The 13849-nt window shown below is 40.3% G+C and carries 14 protein-coding genes and 1 tRNA gene; 13 read left to right on the forward strand and 2 right to left on the reverse strand.

What is annotated here, in order from left to right:
* Positions 1-86 precede the first annotated feature (86 nt).
* Together ABDW32_RS07510 and ABDW32_RS07515 are read left to right on the forward strand one after the other, a co-directional pair.
* Positions 87-230 carry a hypothetical protein gene (locus tag ABDW32_RS07510; protein ID WP_343560992.1) on the forward strand — a complete coding sequence of 48 codons (144 nt, stop codon included), beginning with the start codon at positions 87-89 and terminating at the stop codon, positions 228-230.
* A 62-nt stretch (positions 231-292) separates the two neighbouring features.
* Positions 293-2050 carry a DUF885 domain-containing protein gene (locus ABDW32_RS07515; protein WP_343560994.1) on the forward strand — a complete coding sequence of 586 codons (1758 nt, stop codon included), beginning with the start codon at positions 293-295 and terminating at the stop codon, positions 2048-2050.
* Between the two features lie 140 nt (positions 2051-2190).
* Here the strand turns inward: ABDW32_RS07515 and ABDW32_RS07520 are convergent, their stop codons facing one another.
* Positions 2191-3159, reverse strand: a complete 969-nt coding sequence (locus ABDW32_RS07520) for a helix-turn-helix domain-containing protein (RefSeq protein ID WP_343560996.1) — start codon at positions 3157-3159, stop codon at positions 2191-2193.
* 137 nt (positions 3160-3296) lie between these two features.
* Here ABDW32_RS07520 and ABDW32_RS07525 point away from each other — a divergent pair, with 137 nt between their 5' ends.
* From ABDW32_RS07525 to ABDW32_RS07560, 8 genes are all read left to right on the forward strand, one after another.
* The gene (locus ABDW32_RS07525) at positions 3297-3719 is read left to right on the forward strand and encodes an SRPBCC family protein (RefSeq protein WP_343560998.1); all 423 of its coding nucleotides are present in this window, start codon (positions 3297-3299) and stop codon (positions 3717-3719) included.
* A 21-nt stretch (positions 3720-3740) separates the two neighbouring features.
* Entirely contained in the window at positions 3741-4160 is a 420-nt protein-coding gene (locus ABDW32_RS07530) for a DoxX family protein (protein WP_343561000.1), read from the forward strand.
* Between the two features lie 110 nt (positions 4161-4270).
* Complete coding sequence (locus ABDW32_RS07535; protein WP_343561002.1) at positions 4271-4720, forward strand: SRPBCC family protein; 450 nt, start codon at positions 4271-4273, stop codon at positions 4718-4720.
* 22 nt (positions 4721-4742) lie between these two features.
* Complete coding sequence (locus ABDW32_RS07540; RefSeq protein ID WP_343561004.1) at positions 4743-5129, forward strand: glyoxalase; 387 nt, start codon at positions 4743-4745, stop codon at positions 5127-5129.
* Positions 5130-5195: 66 nt separating this feature from the next.
* Positions 5196-6164, forward strand: a complete 969-nt coding sequence (locus ABDW32_RS07545) for an arginine deiminase family protein (protein ID WP_343561916.1) — start codon at positions 5196-5198, stop codon at positions 6162-6164.
* Positions 6165-6338: 174 nt separating this feature from the next.
* Positions 6339-6851 (forward strand): GNAT family N-acetyltransferase, encoded by a 513-nt coding sequence (locus tag ABDW32_RS07550; RefSeq protein ID WP_343561006.1) that lies wholly within the window; start codon positions 6339-6341, stop codon positions 6849-6851.
* A gap of 188 nt (positions 6852-7039) precedes the next feature.
* Positions 7040-7924 carry an ABC transporter ATP-binding protein gene (locus ABDW32_RS07555; protein WP_343561007.1) on the forward strand — a complete coding sequence of 295 codons (885 nt, stop codon included), beginning with the start codon at positions 7040-7042 and terminating at the stop codon, positions 7922-7924.
* Positions 7917-11561: a M1 family aminopeptidase gene (locus ABDW32_RS07560; RefSeq protein ID WP_343561009.1), complete on the forward strand. Its 3645-nt coding sequence runs from the start codon at positions 7917-7919 to the stop codon at positions 11559-11561. Before ABDW32_RS07555 ends, ABDW32_RS07560 begins: the two co-directional genes overlap by 8 nt.
* Before the next feature lie 222 nt (positions 11562-11783).
* On the opposite strand, the gene ABDW32_RS07565 is transcribed toward ABDW32_RS07560, so the two are convergent.
* Positions 11784-11857, reverse strand: a tRNA-Ile gene (locus ABDW32_RS07565).
* 89 nt (positions 11858-11946) lie between these two features.
* Here ABDW32_RS07565 and ABDW32_RS07570 point away from each other — a divergent pair.
* The 3 genes from ABDW32_RS07570 to ABDW32_RS07580 all read left to right on the forward strand — a co-directional run bounded on the left by ABDW32_RS07570 (position 11947) and on the right by ABDW32_RS07580 (position 13848).
* Positions 11947-12579, forward strand: a complete 633-nt coding sequence (locus ABDW32_RS07570) for an HAD family phosphatase (RefSeq protein ID WP_343561011.1) — start codon at positions 11947-11949, stop codon at positions 12577-12579.
* Between the two features lie 89 nt (positions 12580-12668).
* Positions 12669-12863, forward strand: coding sequence for a 30S ribosomal protein S21 (rpsU, locus tag ABDW32_RS07575; protein ID WP_046672133.1), 195 nt, complete (start codon positions 12669-12671; stop codon positions 12861-12863).
* 103 nt (positions 12864-12966) lie between these two features.
* Positions 12967-13848, forward strand: coding sequence for a tyrosine-type recombinase/integrase (locus tag ABDW32_RS07580; RefSeq protein WP_343561013.1), 882 nt, complete (start codon positions 12967-12969; stop codon positions 13846-13848).
* Position 13849: the final 1 nt, after the last annotated feature.

Genomic DNA, 13849 nt, shown 5'->3' on the forward strand with positions numbered 1-13849 from the left:
TTTTTAGTTGTTTAATTTGTTTTTTTCATATATAAAATTCAAATCACTTTCGCTAATTTTTTCCGTTATTTTGAGAATAATGACCTTTGCAGGATGGATGGATGGATGGATGGATGGATGGATGGATGGATGGATGGATGGATGGATGGATGGATGGATGGATGGATGGATGGATGGATGGGCTATGGGTATTAGCCTTAGATCGGAATGATGCAGCGACTGAATTGTAACATCCTTGGCGTAATGTGATTAAAAATCGACGACAATTGTTAATTTTAATCAAATTACTCCAATGAAACTAATAACATATACGTTTACAATGCTGGGCTTTGGCATCCTGGCATCCTGCGGATCGGGATCCCATACAAAAAAAGCCCTTGCAGATACTGCCACCAATGCAAGTTTTAAAGCTTACGAAGATCGATTTATCGAACAGCTTTGGAAAGAAAATCCTGAATGGGCCACACAGGTAGGTTTTCATCGATACGACTCGTTGCTAACGCTCCCTGACGCCAAAAGTAGGTCTTTGCGTTTGGAATTTTCGAAACAGCATCTCAATCAGTTGAAAAGCTTTGACCTGGACGATCTGAACCTCTCACAGCAGACCGATTATCACCTGATCCAGAATTACCTGGAATCCAACGTATGGTCGATCGAAAAGGAAAAAGCTTACGAATGGAATCCCTCTTCCTATAATGTAAGTGGGACCATCGCCTTTATGCTGGCCGAGAACTACGCCCCCCTGCACGATCGTCTTCACGCCATTGAACAGCGCATGGCGAAAATCCCTGCCTATTACGAAGCCGCTAAAGCACAAATTAAAAATCCAGCAATCGTATTGACGGATCTGGCGATACAACAGAATTTAGGTGGGTTATCGGTCTTTGAAACGGATCTACGTGATTCTTTAAAAAAATCTAATCTTCCGGCAAACGAAAAAGCAGCTATTCAAGCTAAAGCCGATCAGGCCGTAAAAGCGATAAATGGATTTGTAGCATTTTTAAAGACCAATCCAAACCCATCACCGCGAAGCTTTAGGCTGGGGCAGGAACTATACGATCAAAAATTTAAGTATGATATCCAGTCTGGATCTACTGCGGCAGAGATCTACGATGCCGCTATAGCACGTAAGCGCTATCTCCATACGGAAATGTATAAAATCAGTAAGGAGCTATGGCCAAAATATTTTGGAAAAACCGCGTCGCCCGCAGATAGTTTGGTGCTGATCCGTAAGATGATCGATACTTTATCTGTTAACCATGTCAAAGCGGAAGATTTCCAGTCTGCTATTGAGGCACAGATACCAAAACTGGTGGAATTTGTGAAAAAGAAGGATCTCTTATACATTGATGATAGCAAACCGCTGGTTGTACGGAAAGAACCTGCCTATATGGCGGGAGTGGCTGGTGCTTCCATCAGTGCTCCAGGCCCCTATGATAAAGGCGGAAATACTTATTATAATGTTGGTAGTCTCGCAGGGTGGACAAAAGAGGCTTCAGAAAGTTATCTACGGGAATATAATCACTATATTTTACAGATTTTGAATATTCACGAAGCTATCCCAGGCCATTATACGCAATTGGTGTATGCCAATCAGTCCCCAAGCTTAATCAAGAGTGTTTTGGGAAATGGGGCCATGATCGAGGGCTGGGCTGTATATACAGAGCAGATGATGCTTGAAAATGGCTATGGGGACAATGCGCCTGAAATGTGGTTGATGTGGTACAAATGGCATTTACGTACCGTATGTAATGCGATCCTGGATTATAGCGTACACGTAAAGAATATGAGTGAAAAGGATGCTATGCATCTATTGGTTGACGAAGCATTTCAGCAACAGGCAGAAGCCGCTGGGAAATGGAAGAGGGTCTCTGTCAGCAGTGTACAACTAACCTCTTATTTTACAGGATATAAGGAAATCTATGATTTAAGAGAAGCTGTAAAAAAAGAGGAAGGTGCCCAATTTAAGCTCAAAAACTTCAATGAGAAATTTTTAAGTTTTGGCAATTCGCCCGTAAAATATATCCGGGAAATGATGCTGAAAAAATAGGTAGAATAAGCTTTAGTAGAAAGCCACCTGACCTGCACTACTCCGAAAAGACACTATTTGGGGGCAGTACAGACACTGGGTGGCTTTTTAGTTTTGTCACAAGCTTGATTGCGACATTATTGCGGTTACGTTTTCTTTGTTTAAGCGACTTTAGCAAACCTGTTCCGATATTCTATTGGGGTCAGGCCTGTTATTTTTTTGAAGATATCGCGAAATGCTTTGGTGTCTGTATAGCCCACATCATACATCACCTGGGAGACATTTTTCCTTGATGCCTCAAAAAACTTCTTAGCGGCCTCTATACGGACTCGCTGGATATACTCCACCGGCGTATTGTTTGTCGCTTCTTTAAATCTGCGTTCAAAGGTCCGACGGCCGATATTAACATAATTGGCCAGATCTTCGACTGTAATCTTTTCCTCATATTTCAGCTCAATGTAGTCTTGTGCTTTTTGGATATCAACGTCATCATGATTTCGCTGTCCACGGAATATAGCAAACTGAGACTGACTGTCCCTACTGATATCCAGCGCAAAATATTTTGCGATCATAACTGCCGTTTCGCGATCAGAAAACTTTTCGACGAGATATAGAATTAAATTCCATAGGCTACTGGCTCCACCGCTACTGTAAATATTGTCGTTTTCGGTGATAACGGCGCCATCTTCGACTTCTATCTCGGGGTATTTTTCCTGAAATTCGCTGATATAGGCCCAGTGGGTAGAGCATTTTTTACCATTTAACAACCCGGTTTCAGCCAATAGAAAAGCGCCGACGCATAAGCTGGCTAAACGGGTACCTCTTAAGTGAAGTTTTCTAAAATAAGGTATGGCTTCGGCGTTGTCCCTTATTCCGGTGTCAATATCACCAAAGGTCGGCGGTATAATCAGTAGATCGGTACGGTCGACATCTTGCAGTAAGCGATTTGTTTTTATCGTATACTCACCGCTATTGGCCGGTACATATTCACTAAGACCGACATACTCAACATCGAATATCGGTTTCTTTCCAAATGCTGATAGAAATTCATTGGCTGTGTGGAAGGTTCTAAATGCCGGTGTGATACCTTCAATTGTACCATATTGGGGAACAAAAACAGAGATCTGCATATCTTTTGGGTTTATGTGATAAAGGTACAAATTGTTTTTGTCGTAATCCACCCCTAAAGTTGTCGGTTTTACAATGTGCCGACCTTTGAAATCCTTTGCATCTTTGCTATATCATTATAAACAAATAAAAATAAATTATGAAAACGCAAACAAAAATCAAGGTAGAAGCAACTGTAAAAGCTCCAGTGGCAAAAGTATGGCAGCAATGGAATACACCGGCAGATATTATGCAATGGAATGCTGCAGATCCAAGCTGGCATTGTCCAAGCAGCGAAAATGATCTGCGTGTGAATGGCACATTTAAGAATCGCATGGAAGCAAAGGATGGAAGTTTTGGGTTCGATTTTGAAGGAACGTATGATAAGGTAGAGTTACATCAGGAAATTGCCTATACCATGGCCGATGGCCGGACGGTGAGTACACTATTTTCTGAGACGGATGGGAAAACAGTCATGATCACCACATTTGAGGCCGAGGAGATGAATGATCCTGAATTTCAGAAGCAAGGCTGGCAATCCATTCTGAACAATTTTGTAAAACACGTTGAATCAACAAATTAATCAGCATAAAATATCCATACAATGAAAAAGAATCGAATTATTTTCTGGATCGCAACAGTATTTATTGTTATCTGGGAAGGCATTATGCCATTGGGTACGCTACTATTTGCACCGCAATATATCAATGCGGGGGCAAAACCGTTGGGCTATCCGGATTATTTCGCCTATGCACTTATTGTCTGTAAAGTTCTCGGGGTCATTGCCATTGCTATTCCACAGTTTCCGGCTAAGTTAAAAGAATGGGCCTATGCAGGATTAACATTCAGTTTGCTATTTGCCTTTATCAGCCATGCTTGTGTGGACAAAAATATAACCTACATGTTATTGCCACTTATCGTACTGGGTATTCTGATGTTATCTTATGTCTATCGTTCAAAGCTAGCTGGTGTAAATCCTGCCTCGCAGCAAAATGTCTATACTGGCGCATCTGAGCTATCTTAATATATTGCGGTATGACAGTGTTCCCCTCCGAAAGGATAGGTTTATTGAAAATTTATTAGACAGAACAAAAATATAGTATTATCTATTTACATTATAAACAATCAATCAAGATGAAAACAAATTCAGTTTCTTTACATCGGATTATTCAGGCGAGTCCTGAAAAAGTCTTCCGCGCTTTCGCAGATCCCGTAGCGCATGCCACCTGGCTTCCTCCTTATGGTTTTGTCTGCACTGTACAGCAGATGGATTTTAAAGTAGGCGGTCAATTCAAGATGACGTTTATCAATTTCGGTACCGGTAATGGTCATTCCTTTGGTGGCGAGTATCTCGAAATTACGACCAATGAATTTATCAAGTATGTCGATCGCTTTGATGATCCCAACTTACCCGGAGAAATGACGACGACAGTTTCTTTACGTGCAGTCAGCTGCGGTACCGAACTTAAAATTGAACAAACAGGTATTCCTGAGGTTATTCCTGCAGAAATGTGTTATCTGGGATGGCAGGAATCTCTGGAAAAAATGAAAAAACTTGTGGAGCCTGTCATACCTGATGCATAATTTAATTCAATTTTTTTAGGATATGAAACGGTCAAGAAGTGGGGTTTTTATCACATTTTCGGGAAATTGCAGAAAGGCACTTACCTTTTATCAGTCATGTTTTGGAGGAAGTTTGGAGTTTGATATACTGGATAAAAAGATAAATGGGTATGCAGAGCTACCTATTGTAAGTGCCGCACTTATTTCCCCAAATGTGGTTATCTATGGTTCGGATCTGGTACCTGACGATGGGCGAAAAATCGGCAATTATCTTTCGGTTTTTTTATCATGTACAAATGTGATTGATCGTAGTGAGCTTGTTTCCAAATTAACCGCGGGACGACATGCTGTACAAGGAAATAACGAGACGGATCAGCTGGTGGAGGTGACCGATATATTCGATGTAAGGTGGATATTGGGAATTCAATAGCGTTTATACGCTTATTTTTTGTTTAGTTAGGACAAAATCAGTAGTATTATAAAAAACGCTATTGTGATGATATATGTAGAAGATGAATTTGCGCCTTTACAGAAGGTAATTTTAGCGGTTTCGGAGTTTGGGTTCCCAAATGAAATACGTGCCGAAGATCTTCGTTTTCTTTCTGATACGAACACCGAAAGTGATCCTGCAAATGCTGGAAAAGATTTTGCAGCAGTGTATCCTGAGCAACAAAAAGCATGGGATCTCGAACGGACAAATTTTGCTGCTGTACTTGAAAAATATGACGTGGAGGTGTTTCGTCCCCGTCCGTTGACAGATCTGGAAAAAAAAGCCGGCGCTGAAGACGGTTATGCCAACTTCTTTGTGCGGGATCCATTTTTTACGGTAGGCAATGCCGTTATTGAGGGGTCATTGCGTTTTCTTCAGCGTAGGAATGAAATTTTGCCCATTCGGGATATTTTTGAAACACAGGTCTATCCGGATGAATGCCTCTATGTCGCGGCTCCCAAACCCGCGATCAATGATCATGCTGACCTTTCCAATTGGCATGGACCTTTTATCGAAGGTGGAGATGTGTTGGTTCTCGGCAAGCGGGTATTTGTAGGTAACTCTGGACTCGCATCCAATAGCTTAGGTATCCGTTGGTTGGCAAAATTACTCAAGCCTTATGGTTATCAGGTGGAGGAGGTACGATTACATCCGGATATTTTACATTTGGATTGTGCACTTGGACTTATTCGTGAAGGGCTAATGGTTGTTTGCGAAGAGGCTTTTCTTGACGGTGTACCCGAATATTTGCGATATTGGAACAAGATCAATGTCACCTTAGCCGAAGCGGGCCAGTTGGCGACCAATGGCCTGCCGATCAATCCAGATGTATATGTTACCGATCCCGTATTCAAATCCATAGGCGATAAGCTATCTCTATACGGGATTCATGTAGAATATATTGATTTCCAAATCAGCAGAAGTTTCGGTGGTTCATTCCGTTGTAGTACGCAACCGTTATTAAGAAGATTTTAAATGGATGATTTTAATCTAGCGCTATTACAGTGGGAAGCGAATTAGTATTGCCGCACTTTTTCTGGTACCATATGTGTGCTTTGATCTGTACCCTTAATTACTTTCTGACGAAGTGTACCTTTGTAAGTGCTTCGGGCACACTTTAATCAGTTGTAATTTAGTTTAGTAACGATCATGGAACTACAGATAACGAATAGCACCCTTAACGACATCGAAACAATTTTTAAGTTTTATAAGTTTGCAACAGATTTTCAAAAAGCGAAGTCCATGGTGTCCTGGCCCGAATTCGACCGGAGGCTTATCGAACAGGAAATTGAAGAGGAACGACAATGGAAATTGATTTCCGACCGGGATATTGCCTGTGTCTGGGCGACCACTTTCGATGACCCCGAGATCTGGGAGGAAAGAAATGATGATTCAGCGGTTTATATCCATCGAATCGCAACGAATCCCGATTTTAGAGGAAGAAATCTTGTTAATCACATTGTGAATTGGGCAATAGGCCATGCTGCTGTAAATAATAAGAATTTTGTTCGGCTGGATACCGTGGGTGAAAATAGAGGCCTCATTGATCACTATACTAAATGTGGTTTTGATTTTTTGGGATTAAAGAAGCTTCATAATACAACAGGGTTGCCGGCACATTATGACAATGCAACCGTAAGTTTGTTTGAGATCAGGCTCTGAAAGGGATAATTAAGTCTACGTGATTATATCGTTTTCAATAATGTGAAAGCTGTATAATCAATAACTGTTTTTTCGATATTGCCCTGAAAAATAGGTAGATCTACCTGTTTTAGGCGAACTTTTGTTATATTGCTGTAACAAATTGTCGTTTGGGTATACTAACGAATTATTAACAGTTAAACTTATTTATGAATTTATCAATTGAAAGTCTCAGTAAAACCTATCCTAATGGTGTAAAAGCCCTTGACGAAGTAAATCTTGAAATAAAACCAGGTATGTTTGGTCTTCTTGGACCAAACGGAGCGGGAAAATCCTCTCTGATGCGCACCATAGCGACGCTTCAGAAGCCTGACCATGGCCGCATTACTTTTGGTGATATTGATGTCCTTGGTAAGCAGATGGAGCTGCGGAAAGTTTTGGGCTATTTGCCGCAGGAATTTGGTGTTTATCCGAATCTTTCAGCGACAGATTTATTACAGTATTTCGCAAAACTCAAGGGGATTAAGACGGGTGCTGACCGGCAGGCTATTATCAAGCGGGTTCTTGAGGTAACCAACCTTTGGGATGTACGCAACAAAAATGTCAGTGGTTATTCAGGCGGGATGAAGCAGCGCTTTGGCATTGCCCAACTATTGCTTAACGACCCTAAACTAATTATTGTTGATGAACCTACTGCAGGATTGGATCCGGCCGAAAGGCATCGTTTTTTAAATGTACTACGGGAGATCGGAACCAATCATACGGTTATTTTTTCGACACATATTGTGGATGATGTCCGCGAATTATGTCATGAACTGGCTATCCTCAATGGCGGTAAAATATTATTGCGTGGCACACCAAAAGAGACTATAGCACAATTGGAAGGCAAGATCTGGGTACGTATCATTAGCCGTGATCAATTGGATGAGTATACACAAACATATAATGTAATTTCCACCAACTACAATCAGGACAACACGCTCAACATTCGGGTTTATAGTGATGTGCGACCAGATGAATCCTTTGTGAACGCACAAGGGCAACTGGAAGACGTCTATTTTGTTGCATTAAAAAATGACCAGCGCCATGTTTAGTCCGATTTTTAATTTTGAATTTACGCGCTGGTTTAAGAGTGTGGCCGTTTATATTTATATGGCTTTATTCTTTGTCTTGGCGTTATTCATCATGTTGTCCTCGCTGGGGATATTTGATGGCGTTACGGCAACGACTTCATCCAATACGGTTAGAAATTCGCCCTGGGCTATTAATGAGATGATAAACGGGATGTCTTCCATTATCTATTTCTTAATTCCTTCGATTGTGGGAGCCAGTGTCTATCGGGATTTTCAATATAATGTACATACCATTCTCTTTAGTTATCCCTTTACCAAAACGGACTATCTGCTGGGTAAGTTTTTCGGATCAATCGCTGTGGTACTCGTTATCGTACTGGCGTCAACCTTGGGTATCGTTGTTGCACAGTTCGTCCCAGGGATTAATCCAGATTTATTGGGCCCGGTACATATTTTAGCTTATTTCCAGACCTATCTCATTCAGGTTATCCCCAATCTGATTATCCTTAGTGCTATTATTTTTGTGTTGGTCACCTTTACACGTAATGTATATGTTGGTTTTGTTGCGGTACTGGTACTTATTATTCTACAGGTGCTTGTCCAAAATCTGACCACAAATGCTGATCAGCGTTATCTTGGGGCATTGATCGATCCCTTTGGCGACAGCGCTATTTCTTATTATACACAGTACTGGTCCCCAGAGGAAAAAAATACAAATAATCTTCCTTTTTTAGGGGCGATTATTTATAATCGTCTGATATGGCTCGCAGTAGCGGCATTATTTATTGGTGGATTTTATGTTTTATTTTCTTTCTCCCAGGAGTCCATTTCAGTCAAGACAGGCAGGAAGGGGAAAAGATTGACAAAAAATAATTTTGATAGTGTTTTTCGGCTTAATCTACCTAAAGTTAGCTACGACTTTTCGTTCCTTCATTATTTGAAAACGACCTGGACATTGGCACGATATGACTATCGGTATATTGTTAAAAATCCGGTCTTTTTGATTTTAACGCTTGTCGGTGTACTGTTTGTTATATTAATGGCCAGTACAATCGGTGCAATTTTTGGTACGTCGACTTATCCGGTTACCTGGAAAATGCTGATGATACCGGGGACGACCTTTAAATTCTTTTTGTTGATCCTGACTTTTCTCTTTACAGGTTTACTGGTTCATCGTGGTACGATTACACGTATGGGTGGCTTATTGGATGCTACACCGGTTCCAAATTGGGCGCTTATGGGATCCAAAATAATCGCAATTATCTTAATGCAATTGACTTTGCTTGCGGTTGTCATGCTCACCTGTATGGCATTTCAGGTCTATCATCATTATTATCATTTCGAAATAGGCCAGTACGTTATGCATCTCATGCTATATGGTATGTTGGGAAATATCGTATGGCTATTTGTATCGATTTTTGTGCATACGCTCTTTAAGAATTATCTGGCCGGTTTTTTTATTCTGCTAACCCTGTTTATCGGATTGCCATTTTTGTCCTTGGTAGGTGTCGAGCAGACGATTTATCAATTTAACCAGGGGCCTGATCTCGACTATTCAGATATGGACGGTTTTGGTTATATCATACCTTTTTTAACCTATCGGGTATATTGGCTATTATTCGCGGTGTTTTTTCTTACGGTAGCTCTTTTGTTATGGCGTAGAGGTGGCTTCTCAGGAACGAAGGAACGCTGGGCAATATTAAAGTCAAACTTAAATCCAACGAGTGCGACTGTGCTTCTGGTAAGTGTTATTGGTTTTGTGGGTATTGGTGCGGGTATATATTATGAAAACCATATTAAAAACCCTTATTACACTAGCCTTGATCATGAAAAGCAGTCTGTGGAATGGGAGAAGAAGTATAAAAAATACGAGCTTCGGCCCCAACCACGTGTTGTTGATATCAAGTTCAATATGGATATCTATCCTTCTACACGCAGCTTTAAAGCGCAGGCTTCTTATGTATTGAAGAATAAAACTGCGGTTGCCATAGATTCCATATTTGTCAATTATAATGATTACGACTATACCTTTTCTTTCAATGTTCCCCATAAGCTAATCTCGGCTGATGATATTTACAATTTTAATATCTACAAGCTGGCCAAACCAATGGCTCCAGGGGATTCCATTATCTTAAATTTCAGTACGCTTAGTCCGGCTAACACTTGGGTGAACGAGAAATCACCCGTTAAAGGCAATGGAACTTTTATTAACAATATGCTGTTTCCGAATATCGGCTACCTGGATCGGGGAGAGCTGGTCGATAATGATATCCGTAAAAAATATGGCTTGCCCCATCGGGACCGTATGGCTCCACCCAGTGATTCCAATGCGCGAAAGGATAATTACATTTCCAATGATGCAGACTGGATTCGCTTTGAGGCCACTGTGAGCACGGATCCGGATCAGCTGGCCATTGCGCCGGGATACCTGACCAAACAATGGGAGAAAGATGGACGGAAATACTATCAGTATAAAATGGATGCTGCTATATTGAATTTCTTCGCTTTTAACTCTGCTCGATATGAAATTAAAAAGGACAAATGGAATGGAGTCAACTTAGAGATATATTACCACAAAGGACATACCTACAATCTGGACCGGATGATGGCTTCGAGTAAGGCTTCGTTAGCCTATTATACTGCTGAGTATAGTCCTTATCAGCATCGACAGTTGCGCATTGTTGAATTTCCCCGAACAGCCGGAACTTTTGCACAATCCTTTGCCAATACTATTCCATTTTCTGAGGCGATAGGTTTTATTGCAGATGTGGATGAAAAAAAAGATGACGCGGTGGATTATCCCTATGCTGTCACCGCGCATGAAATAGCGCACCAGTGGTGGGCACATCAGGTGGTAGGCGCCAATACGCAGGGAGCGACATTGATGTCAGAAAGTATGTCTGAATATTCCTCTTTGAAAGTACTGGAAAAGCGTTATGGAAAAGGGCAGATGCGCAAGTTTCTCAAAGATGCGCTGGATGAGTATTTAAAAGGAAGAGGGGCGGAGTCATTTGGTGAAAGACCATTGATGTACAATGAAAATCAGACATACATACATTATCAGAAAGGTTCATTGGTATTGTACGCGCTGAGCGATTATCTGGGAGAAACGGTTTTCAACCATACGGCAAAAGCTTATCTGAAAAATACGGCTTTCCAAAATCCGCCTTATACAACATCCTTGGAGTTTGTGGAGGCATTTCGTCGTGCCACGCCAGATTCATTGCGTTATCTGATCAAAGATATGTTTGAAACGATTACCTTATATAATAATAGGGTGGAGAAAGTAAGTACTAAAAAATTGAATAATGGAAAATACCAAGTCGATATTCAATTTGAAGTCGCCAAATATCGCGTGGATGCCAATGGGAAAAAGAGCTACAATGATCAGGGGGGACAGCCGATAGTATTTAAAAAATCTGACCGGGTGACATTGAAATCTCTACCTCTTAGGGATTATATTGAGGTGGGAGTTTTTTCCAAATCAACAGATAAGAAAAACGGGAAACCGCAGGAACTTTATCTAAGGAAACATCGGATTGACCAGATTAATAATAAGCTGACTTTGATCGTCGATCAGCAACCCATTCAGGTCGGTATCGATCCCTATAATAAACTGATTGATATTGATTCAGATGATAATAGAAAAGATATTTAATACTGCTAATACCATAGCGATACGGAAATAATCTTGCTCGGGTTGAATAGCCAATACACAAAGAGCCCTTGGCTATTCAACCATTTTTGTTCCTGCGGATATCGTTGTCTGACGTTTCATTTACAGGGTTTATCCCAAAGCGAATAAACTAAAAAATTGATTTTTTAAATGGGATGAAACAAAAAAATCGCTTCCTTGTTCAGAAAAGCGATTTTTGTTTTGTGCTCCCACCTGGGCTCGAACCAGGGACCAAAAGATTATGAGTCTTCTACTCTAACCGACTGAGCTATAGGAGCAGATCGTTTGTATTGTCAATTTTAGTTTTGTTAATACTGTTTTGACGATGCAATTATCGATATTTGCATCGGTATTTCAAAATAATTCGATGGAAAAAATTAAAAATATTGTTCTTGATTATGGGAATGTAATCTTCATGATCGATTTTATAAAGTTGAAAGTTGCTTTTACTCAGTTAGGTATAGAAAATGTTGACGAAGTTTTTGGGCATCATGGTCAAAGTGCACTTTTTGATGATTTTGACAAGGGAAAAATTGATGCTAAGCAATTTCGGGATGGGATTCGCGAAATTACTAAAAACCATGCCTTGACCGATACGCAGATTGATACGGCCTGGAACAGTTTGTTGATCGGAGTTCCTGAAGGGTATCATGAGTTATTATTGCAATTGAAAGATAAGTATCGTACTTTTTTGTTGAGTAATAATAATGCGATTCATTATACCTATTGTATGAACGATATTCAGGAAAAATATGGTGTTGCCGATAATGCGGGATTTTTTGAAAAAACCTACTACTCACATTTAGTCGGTATGCGCAAGCCCGACGCCGAGATTTTCGAACTAGTGATGGCGGAGCAGCAGTTGAAGCCCGAAGAGACATTGTTTGTTGATGATAGCCCTCAGCATTTGGCTACCGCAAAACAATTGGGCTGGCATACAGCGCTGTGTACCAAGGAAAAACCGTTGCAATTGATACTAGAGGAGTTTGGATTATTATAAAAATAATTTTTCTTTTCATATTCGTGGAAATATTGTACCTTTGTCCCACTTTAAATTTTAAAAGCGACGAAAGGAGGTATATACAACGCATGATTATCGTAAATGTAAAAGAAGGAGAATCTTTAGATAGAGCATTGAAACGTTTCAAGAAGAAATTCGAGAAAACTGGTGTTTTAAGAGAGCTGCGTTCACGTCAAGCTTATGAAAAGAGATCTGTAACTCGTCGCATTCAAGTGAAAAAAGCGATTTACAAACAATCTTTGAATCAAGATGTGGCTAACTAATTGATTCGTTGAGAATTTAAAAATATAAAGGGAAAAGCATTGCTTTTCCCTTTTTTTTGTGCTTTTAAGTTTGTAATTTAAGGATAGTATAGCGAGGGAAATTATGTTGGAAAAGGAATTTATCCGGTATTTGCAGATTGAAAAGAGATATTCAGAACATACGGTTATTGCGTATCGGCATGAACTGGAAATGTTTCAATCTTTTTTGACCGTAGAGGGCTTGGCGGTATCGGATGTTGTTTATCGGGATCTACGCCATTACTTCGCTCAGATGATGGAATCAGGTAAAAATGCAAGTTCTGTCAATCGAAGCATGTCTTCGTTGCGTACCTATTTTAAATTTCTGCAACGCGAAGGATGTCTTGATAAAAATCCGATGGCACTGATTAAGGCGTTGAAAACTGCGAAAAAGCTACCTGTTGTTGTGGAGAAGGAAAAATTGGTTCAGTTGCTGGATCATCTGGAACAAGAGCAAGAAGACTTTGAATCCTGTCGTAATTACCTCGTGATGGAATTGCTTTTTGGGACAGGTATTCGCTTGGCTGAATTGTTGAAAATTAAGGAACAGGATATTGATTTTTTTAATAAAAATATTCTTATATTAGGTAAAAGGAGCAAAGAACGCCTTGTTCCGATAAATGATCTTTTGGTAAAGGAATTGAAAAACTATTTGCAACAAAAAGCGGCGCAATTTGTTGATACTAATAACAGCTTACTGATTGTTACAAAAGAGGGTAAACCTGCTTATGCCAAGCTTATCTATGATATTGTGCATCGGCATCTGACCCTGATTTCCACACAAGGTAAGCGCAGTCCTCATATTTTGAGGCATACATACGCTACCGCTCTATTGGATAACGGTGCGGATTTAAATGCAATTAAAGAACTGTTGGGACATGCCGGGCTTGCCGCAACGCAAGTGTATACGCATAACTCAGCAGAACGATTGAAGTCTATTTATAAACAAGCTCATCCAAAAGCTTAAA

The sequence above is a fragment of the Sphingobacterium sp. genome, assembly GCF_039596235.1.
Classification (GTDB): domain Bacteria; phylum Bacteroidota; class Bacteroidia; order Sphingobacteriales; family Sphingobacteriaceae; genus Sphingobacterium.